This is a genomic window from Flavobacterium beibuense (genome assembly GCF_004151245.1).
GTDB classification, from domain to species: Bacteria; Bacteroidota; Bacteroidia; order Flavobacteriales; family Flavobacteriaceae; genus Flavobacterium; species Flavobacterium beibuense_A.
Window position 1 is genome coordinate 124,001 of record NZ_JUIW01000005.1, and the last position, 15,167, is coordinate 139,167.

General features: G+C 37.4%; 17 protein-coding genes and 2 tRNA genes. 7 read left to right on the forward strand and 12 right to left on the reverse strand.

Annotated elements, in window-relative coordinates; all coding sequences use genetic code 11:
- Positions 1 to 8: 8 nt before the first annotated feature.
- From NU09_RS08050 to NU09_RS08065, 4 genes are read left to right on the forward strand one after another with little or no spacing between them, the layout of a single operon-like run.
- Positions 9 to 770 (forward strand): cyclase family protein, encoded by a 762-nt coding sequence (locus tag NU09_RS08050; RefSeq protein WP_129750768.1) that lies wholly within the window; start codon positions 9 to 11, stop codon positions 768 to 770.
- Positions 770 to 1,123, forward strand: coding sequence for a DUF4260 domain-containing protein (locus tag NU09_RS08055; protein WP_129750935.1), 354 nt, complete (start codon positions 770 to 772; stop codon positions 1,121 to 1,123). Before NU09_RS08050 ends, NU09_RS08055 begins: the two co-directional genes overlap by 1 nt.
- 30 nt (positions 1,124 to 1,153) lie before the next feature.
- On the forward strand, positions 1,154 to 1,522 hold the full coding sequence (locus NU09_RS08060) for an MmcQ/YjbR family DNA-binding protein (RefSeq protein ID WP_129750769.1): 369 nt from the start codon (positions 1,154 to 1,156) through the stop codon (positions 1,520 to 1,522).
- Between the two features lie 45 nt (positions 1,523 to 1,567).
- Positions 1,568 to 2,002, forward strand: a complete 435-nt coding sequence (locus NU09_RS08065) for a 3-hydroxyacyl-ACP dehydratase FabZ family protein (RefSeq protein ID WP_129750770.1) — start codon at positions 1,568 to 1,570, stop codon at positions 2,000 to 2,002.
- 27 nt (positions 2,003 to 2,029) lie between these two features.
- Here the strand turns inward: NU09_RS08065 and NU09_RS08070 are convergent, their stop codons facing one another.
- The 10 genes from NU09_RS08070 to NU09_RS08115 form a co-directional block, all read right to left on the reverse strand.
- Positions 2,030 to 3,130: a DUF4407 domain-containing protein gene (locus tag NU09_RS08070; protein WP_129750771.1), complete on the reverse strand. Its 1,101-nt coding sequence runs from the start codon at positions 3,128 to 3,130 to the stop codon at positions 2,030 to 2,032.
- Positions 3,131 to 3,274: 144 nt separating this feature from the next.
- Positions 3,275 to 5,092, reverse strand: coding sequence for a M56 family metallopeptidase (locus NU09_RS08075; RefSeq protein ID WP_129750772.1), 1,818 nt, complete (start codon positions 5,090 to 5,092; stop codon positions 3,275 to 3,277).
- A gap of 5 nt (positions 5,093 to 5,097) precedes the next feature.
- Positions 5,098 to 6,432, reverse strand: a complete 1,335-nt coding sequence (locus tag NU09_RS08080; RefSeq protein ID WP_129750773.1) for a M56 family metallopeptidase — start codon at positions 6,430 to 6,432, stop codon at positions 5,098 to 5,100.
- 15 nt (positions 6,433 to 6,447) lie between these two features.
- Positions 6,448 to 7,848 carry a M56 family metallopeptidase gene (locus NU09_RS08085; RefSeq protein WP_129750774.1) on the reverse strand — a complete coding sequence of 467 codons (1,401 nt, stop codon included), beginning with the start codon at positions 7,846 to 7,848 and terminating at the stop codon, positions 6,448 to 6,450.
- 3 nt (positions 7,849 to 7,851) lie between these two features.
- Positions 7,852 to 8,340: an energy transducer TonB gene (locus NU09_RS08090; protein WP_129750775.1), complete on the reverse strand. Its 489-nt coding sequence runs from the start codon at positions 8,338 to 8,340 to the stop codon at positions 7,852 to 7,854.
- A gap of 14 nt (positions 8,341 to 8,354) precedes the next feature.
- On the reverse strand, positions 8,355 to 8,723 hold the full coding sequence (locus tag NU09_RS08095; RefSeq protein ID WP_129750776.1) for a BlaI/MecI/CopY family transcriptional regulator: 369 nt from the start codon (positions 8,721 to 8,723) through the stop codon (positions 8,355 to 8,357).
- 256 nt (positions 8,724 to 8,979) lie between these two features.
- Positions 8,980 to 9,870, reverse strand: a complete 891-nt coding sequence (locus NU09_RS08100; RefSeq protein WP_129750777.1) for an energy transducer TonB — start codon at positions 9,868 to 9,870, stop codon at positions 8,980 to 8,982.
- Positions 9,860 to 10,405, reverse strand: a complete 546-nt coding sequence (locus tag NU09_RS08105; protein WP_129750778.1) for an RNA polymerase sigma factor — start codon at positions 10,403 to 10,405, stop codon at positions 9,860 to 9,862. Before NU09_RS08105 ends, NU09_RS08100 begins: the two co-directional genes overlap by 11 nt.
- A 10-nt stretch (positions 10,406 to 10,415) precedes the next feature.
- Complete coding sequence (locus tag NU09_RS08110; RefSeq protein WP_129750779.1) at positions 10,416 to 10,616, reverse strand: hypothetical protein; 201 nt, start codon at positions 10,614 to 10,616, stop codon at positions 10,416 to 10,418.
- Positions 10,617 to 10,735: 119 nt separating this feature from the next.
- Entirely contained in the window at positions 10,736 to 12,124 is a 1,389-nt protein-coding gene (locus NU09_RS08115) for a dipeptidase (protein WP_129750780.1), read from the reverse strand.
- 144 nt (positions 12,125 to 12,268) lie between these two features.
- Between NU09_RS08115 and NU09_RS08120 the strand changes: the two genes are divergently transcribed.
- The 3 genes from NU09_RS08120 to NU09_RS08130 all read left to right on the forward strand — a co-directional run bounded on the left by NU09_RS08120 (position 12,269) and on the right by NU09_RS08130 (position 13,372).
- Positions 12,269 to 12,350, forward strand: a tRNA-Leu gene (locus NU09_RS08120).
- 178 nt (positions 12,351 to 12,528) lie between these two features.
- Positions 12,529 to 12,610 (forward strand) — tRNA-Leu (locus NU09_RS08125).
- A gap of 168 nt (positions 12,611 to 12,778) precedes the next feature.
- Positions 12,779 to 13,372, forward strand: a complete 594-nt coding sequence (locus NU09_RS08130; RefSeq protein WP_129750781.1) for a hypothetical protein — start codon at positions 12,779 to 12,781, stop codon at positions 13,370 to 13,372.
- A 73-nt stretch (positions 13,373 to 13,445) separates the two neighbouring features.
- On the opposite strand, the gene NU09_RS08135 is transcribed toward NU09_RS08130, so the two are convergent.
- Together NU09_RS08135 and NU09_RS08140 are read right to left on the reverse strand one after the other, a co-directional pair.
- Positions 13,446 to 14,270 (reverse strand): ferritin-like domain-containing protein, encoded by an 825-nt coding sequence (locus NU09_RS08135; RefSeq protein WP_129750782.1) that lies wholly within the window; start codon positions 14,268 to 14,270, stop codon positions 13,446 to 13,448.
- A gap of 24 nt (positions 14,271 to 14,294) precedes the next feature.
- On the reverse strand, positions 14,295 to 15,047 hold the full coding sequence (locus NU09_RS08140; protein WP_129750783.1) for a ferritin-like domain-containing protein: 753 nt from the start codon (positions 15,045 to 15,047) through the stop codon (positions 14,295 to 14,297).
- Between the last annotated feature and the right edge of the window lie 120 nt (positions 15,048 to 15,167).

Consider the following 15,167-nt stretch of genomic DNA (forward strand, 5'->3'; position numbering starts at 1 on the left):
AACTATAAATGAAAGCTACTATAAAGCATAACAATACTACATTTGAAATTGACTTTTCAAAACCCATAGATATTTCTATTCCGTTAACCAATACCGATAGTAACCCCATAGCATGGTATATAGATAAACCTGTAATAGAACCTGTAAAAATGGGTGACTGGGTAGGTAAGGTAAGCGAAGGGGCTTCTACAAATTTTAATAATATATTCTTTAACCCACACGGGCATGGTACTCATACCGAATGCCTAGGGCATATCACTAAAGATTTCTATAGCATAAACCAGGCACTGAAACAGTTTTTCTTTTTGGCAGAAGTCGTTTCAATTCAGCCTGAAGTACAGGTGGAAGACCTTGTTATCACTAAACTACAGATTGAAGATGCTTTAGAAGGCAAATCGCCAGAAGCTATTGTTCTACGCTCTCTGCCGAATGATGTGGTAAAGAAGTCAAAGAACTATAGTAATACAAATCCGCCCTATTTAGAGGAAGCGGCAGCAACTTACATTCGCGAATGCGGTATTAAGCATTTGCTTATTGACCTGCCAAGTGTGGACAAGGAAAAGGATGAAGGGAAGCTGTTAGCCCACAAAGCGTTTTGGAATGTAAAGGATGTAAACAATCTTAATGCCGATGCAAGGCATGATGCTACCATTACCGAAATGATTTATGTAAATGATGAGGTTACAGATGGTAGTTATTTGCTGAATTTACAGATAGCCTCTTTTGAAAATGATGCCAGCCCAAGTAAACCTGTATTATACAAACTATGATGAAAACACTTATAAAACTCGAAGAAGCCGCTTTGTTCCTGTTGGGAATCTATTTCTTTAGCCTGCTGGATTATGCATGGTGGTGGTTTTTGGTTTTAATATTGGTACCCGATTTTTCTATGCTTGGTTACCTGTTTGGTAATAAAGCAGGGGCATGGGCCTATAATTTTTTTCATCACAGGGGAATGGCGATACTTATTTACCTTGCCGGGCTGTATTTCGATAATCAGTTGGTGCAGTTAACAGGGGTAATATGGTTTGCACATTCCAGTATGGACAGGCTGTTTGGCTACGGACTTAAATATGAAAAAGGATTTAAGTTTACCCACTTAGGCGAGGTGGGGAAAAACTAAGAATCTCATTAACCCAGTAACTATAAAAATATGAATATCCAGTCTTACTACGATTATTGCTTAGCTAAGAAAGGCGTAACCGAACATTTTCCGTTTGATGAGGATACACTGGTGTTTAAGGTAGGGGGTAAGATGTTTGCGCTTTCGTCATTAGCGGGTTGGGAAGCCAACACTCCTTCTATAAACCTTAAGTGCGATCCCGGCAGAAGCCAGGAATTGCGTGCCGAATATGAAGGTCTAAAACCCGGATACCATATGAGTAAAGTGCATTGGAATACGGTTAAGGTAAACATTGATGTACCTCAAAAATTACTTTTGGAACTGATAGACCATTCCTATGATCTGGTTTTTAAAAGTCTTACAAAAAAACTTCAGGCGGAAATAGCTGCTCAAAAGTAATAAGTAAGCAATTAAAGAGTTATACTTGCTTAACCTTATTACCTTATGAAAAGCACGACCAATATAGAACAGCTTATTCCGCACCGATATCCTTTTTTGTTTGTTGATGAAATAACCTCGGCAACTCAGGAAGAAATTATTGGTATTACAACATTTAATCATAATAATGTGCTTTTAAAAGGCAGTAACCCTGAAACAGGAATTGTACCCGGAACTATAATTTTAGAATCTATGGCGCAGTGCGGTGGGGCTGGAGTGCGATTGCTGGGAATAACAAACGGGATATTTGCTTTAGCCCATATAGAGTCGGTTCAGTTTTTTGATGAGGTAAAATATGGTGAGAAAGTGCGTTATGAGATAAGTAACCTGCGGATGAGTGAAAAGATAATAAAACAATCGGGCAAAGCCTATTTTGAAGACATCTTGCTTATGGAAGCCTCATGGATGTCTATCAGGATTGATAGAGGACATAGTAAATAAAAAAGAGCCAATTGGCTCTTTTTTTATTTACATAACACTCTTTTGTTTTTCGCTAAAGCTGTCGGCCTGCATTTCCAGCAATTCAATAGCCTTTTTCTTTTTATAATTGTACAGTTCCCTGTCCTGCCTTATTTCGGCATACACGTCATCATAAATACCTGCATCGGTAGTACGCATCAGTTCACGCTGATAGGTGTTTTGTGCTAAATTCGTTTTTAAGGCCGTCTCACTGTCTTCCAGTTTAAAATCATATTCACCCTTAGGAGAAAGTAACTTAGCGATTATAGGGGCTGTTTCTATGGCTAAAAACAGCAACATAATAAACAGCGACGGAAGCAACGGTAACTTGTTAAGCGCATTTATACGCGCCATCAGTCCGTCAAAATTATCTATTATAGGCTGCGACTCCGTTATTTTTTTATCCTGACTGGCTAAAAGTGTGGCAGCTTCCTTCTCTTTTGCGATAATTTTTTCCTGATTGGTTTTTCTTAAGGTATCCAGCTGCGCTAAGGCGGCATCGTGCTTTTCGCGTTTTTCCTTATAAACAGGACCTTTGCCCAGTTTCATGGTGCCGCTTGTGCCTTCTGCCTCGGTAATGTAAGTGCTGTATAGGTCGTTTACCTCTTTCTCTTTTTTGGTGATTTCCGATTTAAGGCTGTCTATGGCTGCTTTGTTCTTGTCGAGATCCGACTGGTAATAATTGGCCACCTGCTTTTTATTGGCCATTGCCAGTTCGTTCTTTTCCTTAAGCAATACGGTATCTATTTCCTTTTGGAATATTTTTATTTCCAGCGGTTTTGATATTACTACTGCAATAATCAATGCCAGGATAATTCGCGGAGTGGCCTGTAAAAGTTCCTGCCCGAATTTATCCCTTTTTCTTATGGTGGAAACGATAAACCTATCGAGGTTGAAAATGAGCAGTCCCCAGATAAGTCCGAAAAATATGGAAGTGTAAATGTTATCGAAAACGGTATAAAGGGCATAGCTTGCAGCTATAAATGCCATTACAGCTGTAAAGAAAACCGTTGCCCCTATACCGGCATATTTATTTTGTTCGCCGTTAGAACAGGAGTAGATAAGGTTTTTATCTGCCCCCGAGCAGATGATAAAAAAACGCTTTAGCATGATGATTTGATTTTTTGATTGATGATGATACAAAGGTAACGTGTTTTTTGCTATAAATGTTGTAACCTGTTGGTTTGTTTTGTTTTAAGAAATAAAAAATCCGCCACGAAGGGCGGATTTTGGTAATATAGTAAGATGGTGTGGTTATTTGTTTTTTCTTTCATAGGTAAAAACTGTATTGGTTGTTACAGGTTTCCCGTCCTTTTGTTGGGGAATCCATTTTGGAGAGGCTTCAAAAACCCTTTTTATTTCAGGATTAATTTTTTTGTCTTTATTGCCATATAATTCTACATCAGTAACAGAGCCATCAGTATTAATCGTGTAGCCTATAAATACCTTGTCATCTTGTAAAAGGCTGTCTAAGTCAAGATTTTTAGCTATATAAGCATCAAATGCTTCACGCCCTCCCGGAAATTCAGCAGCCCTGCTATGTGTATTTTTAGCATTCTCCTCTTCAAAGTTATAGGTCGCTGCACTTACAATGGTTTCCTGCCTGATGTCCATAACCTCTTTATCACTTTTGCCAATTTCATTACCTGTCTTTTCAATTATATATTTACCTGGTTTTACAGGTTTTTCACTGATTGTAATTTTACATATTTTTTCAGGATAATGGTCATTTAAATGTTTAATGTGCTTACTGTAATAAGGGTAAGTATAAAAATACAGCATGAATGTCATTTCAAGCTTGCCGTTAACAACTGTTCCTCCATGAGCTTTAAATCCGCTGGAGGCAAATTCTTCCCTTTTATACTTAAGAAATTGCTCTCTGCTTATCTTAATGTTGTCAATGTAAAAATGACTGTCTTCCTGATCTAAAGAAAATTTATAATCCTTCTCACTTACTCCGTCGGGTTCTTCTTTTTTAGATGGTACTGTAGCCAGGTATTGTCTTTTTTGCTCTAACGTAAGTTTTTCATAAGGAGTATTTATAAATACTTTTCTAAGGCTGTCCTGAATTATTATTCTTACTCCTTTAAAATATTCATCTCTCCTGCTGTCTGGGTTAATAGAATCGGTTGCTGTAAGTTTTCCGTTTTGTTGCGTGCCGGCATAAGCCACGTTTTCTATGCTTAAAAAATATACTATACCGGCAACAATTAACGCCGTAGCCAGTTTAAGTGCCAATGTTTTAATTTTAGGTGTGGTTTTAGTCATCATAACAAATCGCTTTTTAGTTATAGAAAAATTAAGGTTGCTGGCCAGCGATATAGTTGCAGTTGTTAGGGAAGCCTTGTTTAGTAATAATTGTTGGTAATAGGTTACATTGTTGGTTTCAATTACCTTTTCGTCTGCAAGGAACTCATGGTTAAGCTGTATGGCTTTTTTATAAAAATAAAGCAGCGGATTAAACCAGAATACGGTTTTAAGCAATTCGATAAAAAGTATATCTAAGGTGTGGCGCTGCTTTACATGTGTAAGTTCATGATTGTAGAGTTCCGGTTCTATAGCCTGGCTTTTGTATTCTTCCTTATTGAGAAAGATATTGTTTAAAAAGGTGTGAGGCAGTATGCCCTCCTCCAGTAAAACAATGGTAGCTCCGTTGTAGGGAACTTTTTCATTTTGTCTTTTTCTCTTATAAAACTGTGCAATATTTAAAGCAAATCGTACCGTCAGGATTAATGTTACTAAAGCGTATATACCCCATATAGCATAAGCGAGATAATTAACTTTTGGTTCGAAATCGGTATTTATTGCTTTGCTCACAGGTATTTGAGGGGACATTATTATGTTGGCTACCTCAGCTGCTTCAGTAATTTTTACTGCCGATTTTGAATTAATTATCGGATCTGCTTCTACATATATCGGAATATTTATAAATGGTATTGACAGAGAGAAAACAAGACTAAACAATAAGTAGAACCTGTTAAAGCGGTGCATTTTCTCCCTTTCAAGAAATAATTTGTATATCAGTAACAACACTGCCATACTTATTGCCGATTTTATAAGAAAAGCTTCCATTGTAACTATATTTTATTGTCCGGCTTTTTTTCGTAAGAAGTCAGGGCTTCAATTTCTCCATCCTCATTTATAAAAGTTGCTTTTATTGCTACATATTGCGTAAAGGTTGAGTCATTGTATTTTTCGGAATCAATTTCCCTCAGGGCTTTTTTCTCATCCTCTGTTAATTGTAGTATCTCTATCCTTTTTAATTTATTAGGGTCTATCTTTGAGATAGCTGTTAATTTTGGTTTTACTAAGGGTGTTTTCTTGTCAAAGAAAATAGTGTCTTTGCTTTTGTTGTTTTTATCAATACTTGTCATTGTAGTTTTAAGGACTTCTTCACGGGGAACATTATTATATTTGGCCGGTTCTGCTTTTTGTAAGGACTCTAATTCCTCGTTAGTTACGGTTTCAACTTTAATACTGTTTACTTTTTGAGTGCTTTTATCCTGAGCTATAGTTTTAAAACATAAAAGTAATAGTATTGATGTTAGTATTGGAGCAACGGAAATCTGTAAAACGGCAGATTTCCATTTAGGAGTGGTTTTATTCATCATATTGAATCGTTTTTTAGTTATTGAAAAATTAAGGTTGCTTGACAGTGATATAGGTGTAGCTTTTAAGGAAGCCTTGTTTAGTAATAATTGTTGGTAATATGCAACATTTTTAGCCTCAATTACCTTTTCGTCTGCAAGGAACTCATGGTTAAGTTGTATGACTTTTTTATAAAAATAAAGCAGCGGGTTAAACCAGAATACGGTTTTACGCAATTCAATAAAAAGTATATCTAAGGTGTGGCGCTGCTTTACATGCGTAAGTTCATGATTGTAGAGTTCCGGTTCTATACTTTGGCTTTTGTATTCTTCCTTGTTAAGAAAGATGTTGTTTAAAAAGGTGTGAGGCAGTATGTCCTCTTCCAGTAAAATAATGGTAGCCCCATTATAGGGAACTTTTTCATTTTGTCTTTTTCTCTTATAAAACTGTGCAATATTTAAAGCAAATCGTACTGTCAGGATTAATGTTACCAAAGCGTATATACCCCATATAGCATAAGGCAGATAATTTGTTTGTGGTTTGAAATTAGCATTTGGAGCCTTACTGTAATGTGTTTGAGGGGACATTATTATGTCGGCTATCTCAGTTGCTTCACGAATTTTTACTACCGATTTTGAATTAATTATTGGAACTGCTTCTACGTATATCGGGATATTTATAAATGGTATTGCCAGAGAAAAAAATAGGCTAAACAATAAGTAAAACCTGTTAAAGCGGTGCATTTTCTCCCTTTCAAGAAATAATTTATATACCAGTAATAGCACTGCCATACTTATTGCCGATTTTATAAGGAATTCGCTCATGGTTTAGCCACTTTTTTATGATTTTACATTAATGGTAACCGGTACGGTATAATTAGTCCTTACTAATTCACCATTCATTTCACCCGGATTCCATTTTTTCGGTATAGATTTTAATACTCTTAATGCTTCTTCTCCTAAACCGTAACCGGGGTCTCTCAATATTTTAATATTACTCATAGACCCGTCTTTTTCAACAATAAACGAAACAAATACCTTTAAAGTTTTGTCTTCTTTTATGTCAGGAATGATAAAGTTTTCAGTTATATAATTATAAAAAGCCTGCATGCCTCCGGGGTATTCCGGTTGTTTTGTTAGTCCGGCAACATTGCGTATAGCATCTGAGTCTGAGGCAGACTTCGATGGGATTTCTTTTTCTTCAGTTACTTTTACAACTTCCGTCTTATTAACCGGTGGTGGAATTTTTTCTGCGTCCTTTGTCTCGCTAACTGCTTCTTTGCTGTCTGCTTCATTAGTAACAGGTTCACTTTTGCTTACTTCTACGGCGTTACTCTCAACTTCGGTATTTGCTGCAGCATTCGATTCAGTTTCGTTGTTCTTGTTTGTTTCGTTGTCTGCACAGGAAATTAAAAACAGTCCTGCCATAAGTGGGACTATCAGTAATTGTTTACCTAGTGCCTGTAATTTAGGTGTGGTTTTAGTCATCATAACAAATCGTTTTTTAGTTATAGAAAAGTTTATGTTGCTGGCCAGTGCAACAGAATCTCCGGATGCTAGTTTAAGTAACAGGCTTTGGTAGCCTGTTGTATTATGATTTGTAGTTATTACCGCTTCATCGGCTAAAAACTCATGGTTAAGTTGTATTGCCTTTTTATAGAAGTAAACTACAGGGTTAAACCAAAAAATGGTTTTTAATATCTCTGCAAGCAGGATGTCCATAGTGTGCTTTTGGTTTACGTGTGCTAACTCGTGCGTGTAAAGATCTTTTTCAATAGCATTTTTATTATGGTCATCTCCGCTTACAAAGATGTAATTAAGGAAGGTGTGTGGTAAGGTTTTATAAGGCAACAGTACAAGTGTTGCATTCTTATAGCTTATTTTTTTGTTGTTTTTAATCTGTTTAGCGAATGAGAGAAGGTTTCTTGTAAATCGTATAAGCAGGATTGCTGTAATTAAGCTGTAAACAGCTATAATCCATTGCAAAAGTCCGAAGGTTTGAGTCTTTTCACCCAAGTTAACTTCCTGCAACAGTATAGTAGGCATTTGGCTAACTGTTGTTGCCAGGCTGTTTGTTGTTTGTGGACTATAACTTAAAAATGGAATTATTAAGGAAAACAGCAGGCTAAATAACAGGTAGAACCTGTTAAAGTGATGCATTTTTTCTTTTTCCAAAAGCAGCATGTATACCAGTAGGAGTACTGCCATGCTTATTGCCGATTTTATAAGAAATTCAATCATTACTTAAGTTTTTTTAGGATTGCCAATAGTTATTACAATAGGAAACATGAAATGACTTCTTACCGGTTTGTTGTTGATTTTACCGGGATGCCAGTTTGCAGGACTTTTTTTTAAAACGTTTATAACATCTTCTGCTATACCATATTCATCTTCCTTATGTATTAATATGTCGCTCAATGATCCGTCTTTTTCTATAGTGACAGATATTATCATTTTAATTATTATGTCTTTATTAATATCAGGGATTTTCATGTTTGTTTCTATGAGGTTATAAAACTTCTCGTTTCCACCTTCATATATAGGCTGTTCTTCTAGTTCCTGTGCATAATAAACTTTTTCCTGAGTTAGCTCCATTGATTTTACATCTCCAAAATCTGTAAATATTTTTTTATCGGTCACTATACTAGTAGGGAATAGGTTAGCTGAAAGGATAACAGCTAAAGTCGATTTCCTTTTTAAAAGAATAAACCATAATCTTTTTTTAAGCGACATAATCTTCTTAGTTTCTATTTTTTCTTTTGTATCTCCTTGTCTATAATGGCTCTTAGTTCTTCCAGCTCCTTTGTACTCATGTTGGTTTCCTTGGTGAAAAAAGATGCAAACTGAGAGGCAGAATTATTAAAGAAGTTTTTTATTATACCGTTTACCTGTTTAGAAAAGTAATCCGATTTTTCTACCATTGGGTAGTATTCCCTTGACTTGCCAAATTCCTTATAGCCTACAAAGCCTTTTTCGGTCATTCTCTTTAAAAGTGTGGCAAGGGTAGTGGGAGCAGGCTTGGGTTCAGGAAACAAATCCATGAGGTCTTTCATGAAAGCTTTTTCCAGTTTCCATAAAAGTTCCATTACCTGTTCTTCTGTTTTTGTAAGTTGCATGTTCTACAATTTTAGAATTGTTTCTACAAATGTAGAATAAAAATTAATATATGCAACTTTTTTAAATAAAAAATCCACCCAAATAAGGGTGGATTAGTGAGTTAGTTAGTATTAAGGCACGGTGTGGCTTATACTTTATAGATAACCATTTTGCATGAAAGGTTGGGAGCAAAGCAAAAAAAAACGCCATAAAGGCGTTTTTTCACACATGATAAAAAAAATACTAATAGGTAAGGTGGTTTGTTTATGTTTGAGCTTAGCCTTTTTTAATGTTTATGCTAAATGGTAGATTATAACTTGTTCTGACAGGTCTTCCGTCTATTTGTCCAGGAGTCCATTTTTGTGTTAGCGAACTAAATGCTTTTATAACCTGTTCGCTAAATCCGTAACCGGGATCATCTATCGCCTTAATGTTAGAAAGTGTACCGTCTTTTTCTATTACAAATGAAATATTAACTTTATAATCGCCTTCAGGAATTGCCTGTTTAACTACAAATTTTCTGCTTATCTGGACATAAAATGCCTGTGTGCCACCCGGGAATTCAGGTTGTTTAGTAAGCTTGTCCGGACTGAAAACCCTGTTAAAGTTTACATGGTCTGTTTGCAGGCTGTCATGTTCCTTTTTAATGGTAAATTCTATTGTTTCAGATTCTTTACTTTTTAGTTCTTCACCTTTTAATGCTGTTGTCGGCAAAGTTGTTTTTTGGGTCGCAGGAGCCTCTTTTTTAGCAGGCGCCGGTTCTTTCTTTACGGCAGCAACTGCAACCGGATCTTTTTTAGGCTCAGGTTTCTTAGAGTCTTCCTTTATAACCGGTTTCTCTTCCGGTATGTCGGCAATTGTCTGTTTTTCTTCAGGAGCCGGTTCTGTAACTACTGGCTCATTTATTATTTGCTGAGGTTGTTCAGTTTTAATAACTGCGGGTTCAATGTTTTGTTTTTCTAAATAATTAAAAATAACTATACTGCCGGCAATGGCTAAAACTCCTGTTGCAATAAGTGCTTTATACATAACCCCTTTTCTAACCATAGCAGGGTTAGGGGTAATGTTAAGTTGTCCTTCTATTCTAGACCACAACTGATCCCCAGGCGGTTCGTTAAACGAATCGCTCCGATCCTTAAAATGTTTAAACAGTTCGTTATCTTTCATAGTTTACTGCTTTTGGGGTTAGTGAGCTAAAAAAAGTTTTTTTTAATTTCTCTTTTGCATAGCTAAGCTGCGATTTTGATGTTCCTTCGCTTATTCCAAGCTGTTCAGCAATTTCAGCATGCTTATAGCCTTCTATAGCATACAGGTTAAATACTATTCTTGCTCCTTCAGGCAGGTAGTTCAGCATTTTTTCAACATCATCACGCCAAAGGTCACTGTCATTATTTAATACCGGTATGGATACATCATCCGTACTCACTTCATTTTTAAAATTCGTCTTTTTTCGTAACTCCATAAGGCAGCAGTTAACAGCTATCCTTAAAATCCAGCCTTCAAAACTTCCCTGGTTATTGTACTGGTTTATCTTTTGAAAAACAGTAAGAAAAGTGTTCATAACCATTTCTTCGGCACGCTCATGATCTTTCATGTAACGTTTACAAATACCCATTACTTTAGAGCCATAGGTCTTGTAGACATGATTCTGTGTGAGCCTGTCCTGTTTTTTGCAGCCTTGTATCAATTGCTGTTCGGTCATGTATCAGTTGTTACTGTTCTGTTCCGTTTTCTGTTGCTATTTCTATGTTACTGTATATCGGTTTTACGACTTCCTGTCCGTCGCAGTCTATAAATTCATAAAAATCATCTTTTTCAACCTTAATCCGGTTTTCCGGTTTGTTGTTGCTTTTTTCCTGTGCACTAACCGTCGAAGATAAAATAACTAAGGCTGTAATAAAAATATTTCTCATAAAATTAAGGTGTGGCGTTGAGATCTTATTAAGAAAGATGCGGTTGTGAAAAAAAGGGTTGGAATGAAGTAAAAAAAAATCTGCCCGAAAGGCAGATTTTTTTATCATGGGAAATGAGATTATTTGCTCATTTCTGTAAAATGCTTGTAAAATAAGGGGATTGTCTCAATACCTTTAAGGTAATTGAATAATCCGAAATGTTCGTTAGGGGAGTGGATAGCATCGCTGTCTAAACCAAAGCCCATCATTATTGTTTTGCTCTTAAGTTCTTTTTCAAAAAGAGCTACAATAGGAATACTTCCTCCTGAACGAACCGGAATTGGCTTAACGTTAAAGCTTTCCTCATAAGCAGCTGCAGCGGCCTGATAGCCTATGCTGTCTATAGGGGTAACATAAGCCTGACCACCATGATGAGGTGTAACTTTAACCTTTACACCCTTAGGAGCAAGGCTCTCAAAATGTTTGGTGAACAGTTCAGTTATTTCTTTCCAATCCTGGTCCGGTACTAAACGCATAGATATTTTTGCATAAGCTTTGCTTGCAATAACCGTTTTAGCACCTTCACCTGTATAACCACCCCAAATACCGTTTACATCAAGTGTTGGGCGTATAGAGTTTCTTTCGTTTGTAGTATAGGTCGCTTCGCCATATACATCATCAATATCAAGGGCTCTTTTGTATGCTTCAAGAGAGAATGGTGCTTTTGCCATTTCATCTCTCTCTTCGCGTGAAAGCTCTTCTACTTTGTCATAAAAACCGGGAATGGTTATATGATTGTTTTCGTCATGAAGCTGAGCAATCATTTTTGCTAATATGTTGATAGGGTTAGCCACGGCACCACCATATAATCCTGAATGCAGGTCACGGTTAGGTCCTGTAACTTCTACCTCTACATAGCTAAGGCCTCTTAATCCTGTAGTGATTGACGGCTGTGTGTTAGATATCATTCCGGTATCCGAAATTAATATCACGTCATTTTTAAGCTTTTCCTGGTTGCGCTCCACAAACCAGCTAAGGCTTGGCGAACCAACTTCTTCCTCACCCTCAATCATGAATTTTACGTTACATGGCAGGTTATTGTTTTGAGTCATATACTCAAGTGCCTTAACGTGCATGTACATCTGTCCTTTATCATCACATGCCCCGCGTGCAAAAATTGCACCTTCAGGGTGAAGTTCTGTAGTTTTTATAACAGGCTCAAAAGGAGGTGATGTCCAAAGATTAACCGGATCCGGCGGCTGAACATCATAATGTCCGTATACTAATACTGTTGGAAGGTTTGGGTCTATAATCTTTTCACCGTAAACAATCGGATAACCCGGAGTTTCGCAAAGCTCAACTTTATCGCAGCCTGCTTTTTCTAAACTTTCTTTTACGGCTTCGGCAGTGTTTACAACATCCTGAGAGTAGGCGCTGTCGGCACTAACCGACGGTATTTTTAATAATTCTATCAGTTCGTTAATAAATCGGTCTTTATGCTGTCCGACGTAGCTTTTTATGTTATCCATCTTAAAATTAATGATATAGAATTGATGCCCAAAAATACAAAAAAATAAATTGAAAAAATTTTTCATTTTTTCTTTGATTGTTTCAAACTAGTCGTATATTTGCACCCTCTTAATGAAACAAACTATTGGTTTTATTATCGGCCTGCGGGTGTGGTGAAATTGGTAGACACGCCAGACTTAGGATCTGGTGCCTCACGGTGTGTAGGTTCGAGTCCTATCACCCGCACAAAAAGCCTCTGATTTTCAGGGGCTTTTTTTATTTCTGTCCTTTTCCGCTTTTCCATACCGTTATTTTCAGAAAAAATTATTTCAAGAAGTCATTTAAATTTACTTTGAAGTTTAAAAACTATGCGTATATTTGCAGCCGTAATAATGAAACACACTATTAGTTTTATTATCAGCCTGCGGGTGTGGTGAAATTGGTAGACACGCCAGACTTAGGATCTGGTGCCTCACGGTGTGTAGGTTCGAGTCCTATCACCCGCACAAGAAGCCTCTGAGTAATCAGGGGCTTTTTTTATGCCCTTTTTCTTCGAGTTTGTTTTTTGAAATGGTTTAATAATCAGTGTGTTATTGCTTGATCAAGCAAAAAAGTCCGTAAATTAGTTAGTGCATACAAAAGCAGATTTAATCACTAACTTAATTCGTCAGGCTATGTCAGTATTCAAAAAACCAACCAGGGCAGTAATTTTGGGAGGACTGTTTTTAGTAATCCCGGTAATACTTATTATAATACTTGTAGGCCATGCGGTAGAGATTATCGGGCCATTGGGTAAAAAAGTCAGTAGCGTTTTAGGTATACATTCCCTCTTTGGGGCAGCTACACTTACGGTAGTATGTGTTTTTATAATTCTTCTTTTCTGTTATCTGGCAGGAATGCTTATACAAATTGGCTTTGTACAGCAATGGGGAAAGAAAATGGAACAGCAGCTTTTTTTGATAGTACCCAGCCTGCAGGTTCTTAAATACCGACTTATAGATGAAAACCAGGCAGCTGTTAAGGATACCTGGAAGGCAATTTTGCTACGCGACGGTGATTTTTATCTCCTGGCATTTATTACAGATGAAGGCGATGATAAATATATGAGTGTATTTATACCCGATGCTCCAAATATGGGAGGTGGTGAAATACGCTTTCTTGAAAAAGCATTATGTGAATATGAATCTATCTCCATGAAAATAGCCGTGAATGCACTAAACAGCTTTGGTGCTTCGGGAAGGCCTTGGGAGCATATCGTCAAAAAATAAAACAGCCGCAGGAAATATTTCCTACGGCTGTTACCACTCTAAATTACTTAAACTCTATATTCTTATTTATATATTATTGAGCAAAGAATAATGAGGCAATATCAGTTGCCTGTTGTCCTGTAAGTATTTCGTCAAACGACTCAGGTCCTGCTGCTGCCGGAATTGACGGTCCGTTTGTTGCCATTACCGATGCAGTATTGAAACCTGCCTGTATTGCATTTTCCTCTCCGTCATAAACGGCCTGTGCTGCTTCCGGTAATCCGCCGCGGTCACTGCCTACAATCCATCCTTTTTGTCCTCTTAGTCTTCTTATCTGTGATGCGTGTCGCGCTTCTACAGAGTGTATCTGTAAACCTGCTGTAAGCAAATCTCCGTTAGACATTAAATTACCTGCCTGTCCTTTGTAGGCCCGAACTCCTGTATCTTCAAAAGCCTGAGAAAGTGCTAAGAAGGTAGGGTAGTCACCAAAAGTGTCAAAAGCTCCGCCCACGGTAAAATCGAAGTCGGGTTTCATAGGTGCCATGTCGCCAAGTGCAGATGCAAGGAATGCAACGTGTGCCGACTCATGCTGAGATATTTGTGCTATTATGGCCTGGTCTGCTGCCGGAATCAGTCCGTTTGTATCCAGTGCCATCTGGTAAAATTCGTCTTCAAGGTATTCCAGTATTAATGCCAGCTGTAAAGCTGTTGTTGGCGTATCCTGTGTGGTCATAAAAGCGGTTGCTGCTGCATTGGCTTTTGTAGGTGCCAGTACAAGCGATGCTATACCAAAAGGAAGTGCGGCTGTTGCCATGTTTTTTCCTAATGTTTTAAACTGGCTGAAACTATCTCTTCGTGAACCTTTACTGTTTAAAAGATTATCATCAGTAAACGACTCTATAAATTTTATAATATTCATAATCCTGAGTTTTAATGTTAATAATTAAGGTAAGAATTGTGCTGTAAACGGAGTTTGTACAACACCCAGGCTGCCTACTGCTGCAAGTATTTGAGAAGGCATTTGTGCCAGGTCAAGACCATTAGCGTCTATTACGTCGTCGCCTGCAAAATCTGCTGATCCCGGATTTAAAAGGCTTCGTATTGCCGAAGCGTGCCTTGCTTCTACCGAAACAATTTTACCTGCTATAACAAGATAATCAGGAGTTGTGATATATCTACCGGCACCGTTGTATGCTGCCACACCGGTATCTTCAAGTGTTTTGGCTGTATTAAGTACCTGTAGTCTGTTACCAAAGTTTAGGTCACCATAATCAAAGTTAAGATCCGGTAACAAGCGGTCAGGGTCATTTAAGGCTCCTGTTAGTGCTGCCCTGAAAAACTCACGGTGTATAACTTCGTGATTGTATAAATCGGTTAAAACGGTTTGCTCTTCACTACTGAAAACACTACCAAAATTATTTCCGTTCACTACTCTTGTATAAAAATCGGCTTCAAGTTGCTCTAAAGCATAAGCATAAGTAAGAATTCCTGCGTCTCCACCGCCAAGGTCAAACACGCCGTTTCTTACTCCGGGAAGCTGGTTGTCTACTGGTGGTGCCATTCCGCCGTCATCGTCGTTGTTGCATCCGGCCAGTACAAGACCTGTTCCTGCAATGGCAAGCCCACTGATTTTAAGGAAGCTTCGCCTGTTGGTCAGGTTAGATTTTACTTCCTCAACTTTTACTTTTTTCATAATTAAAGATTTTGAGGTTAATAATAATTGCTTTTACTGGTCTAGGATTTTATGCTGATGTATGATTTGTCTTTTTACTTACGCCAAATAGTTTGGGTTGGTTTTTAGTAGTTTATAATTTTT

Coding starts and splice junctions, on each gene's coding strand:
- NU09_RS08110 (WP_129750779.1), bottom strand. CDS start 10,616: ATGAGAAATATTTTTATTACAGCCTTAGTTATTTTATCTTCGACGGTT.
- NU09_RS08055 (WP_129750935.1), top strand. CDS start 770: ATGAAAACACTTATAAAACTCGAAGAAGCCGCTTTGTTCCTGTTGGGA.
- NU09_RS08085 (WP_129750774.1), bottom strand. CDS start 7,848: ATGATTGAATTTCTTATAAAATCGGCAATAAGCATGGCAGTACTCCTA.
- NU09_RS08135 (WP_129750782.1), bottom strand. CDS start 14,270: ATGAATATTATAAAATTTATAGAGTCGTTTACTGATGATAATCTTTTA.
- NU09_RS08090 (WP_129750775.1), bottom strand. CDS start 8,340: ATGTCGCTTAAAAAAAGATTATGGTTTATTCTTTTAAAAAGGAAATCG.
- NU09_RS08095 (WP_129750776.1), bottom strand. CDS start 8,723: ATGCAACTTACAAAAACAGAAGAACAGGTAATGGAACTTTTATGGAAA.
- NU09_RS08075 (WP_129750772.1), bottom strand. CDS start 5,092: ATGGAAGCTTTTCTTATAAAATCGGCAATAAGTATGGCAGTGTTGTTA.
- NU09_RS08115 (WP_129750780.1), bottom strand. CDS start 12,124: ATGGATAACATAAAAAGCTACGTCGGACAGCATAAAGACCGATTTATT.
- NU09_RS08065 (WP_129750770.1), top strand. CDS start 1,568: ATGAAAAGCACGACCAATATAGAACAGCTTATTCCGCACCGATATCCT.
- NU09_RS08080 (WP_129750773.1), bottom strand. CDS start 6,432: ATGAGCGAATTCCTTATAAAATCGGCAATAAGTATGGCAGTGCTATTA.
- NU09_RS08050 (WP_129750768.1), top strand. CDS start 9: ATGAAAGCTACTATAAAGCATAACAATACTACATTTGAAATTGACTTT.
- NU09_RS08060 (WP_129750769.1), top strand. CDS start 1,154: ATGAATATCCAGTCTTACTACGATTATTGCTTAGCTAAGAAAGGCGTA.
- NU09_RS08100 (WP_129750777.1), bottom strand. CDS start 9,870: ATGAAAGATAACGAACTGTTTAAACATTTTAAGGATCGGAGCGATTCG.
- NU09_RS08070 (WP_129750771.1), bottom strand. CDS start 3,130: ATGCTAAAGCGTTTTTTTATCATCTGCTCGGGGGCAGATAAAAACCTT.
- NU09_RS08130 (WP_129750781.1), top strand. CDS start 12,779: ATGTCAGTATTCAAAAAACCAACCAGGGCAGTAATTTTGGGAGGACTG.
- NU09_RS08105 (WP_129750778.1), bottom strand. CDS start 10,405: ATGACCGAACAGCAATTGATACAAGGCTGCAAAAAACAGGACAGGCTC.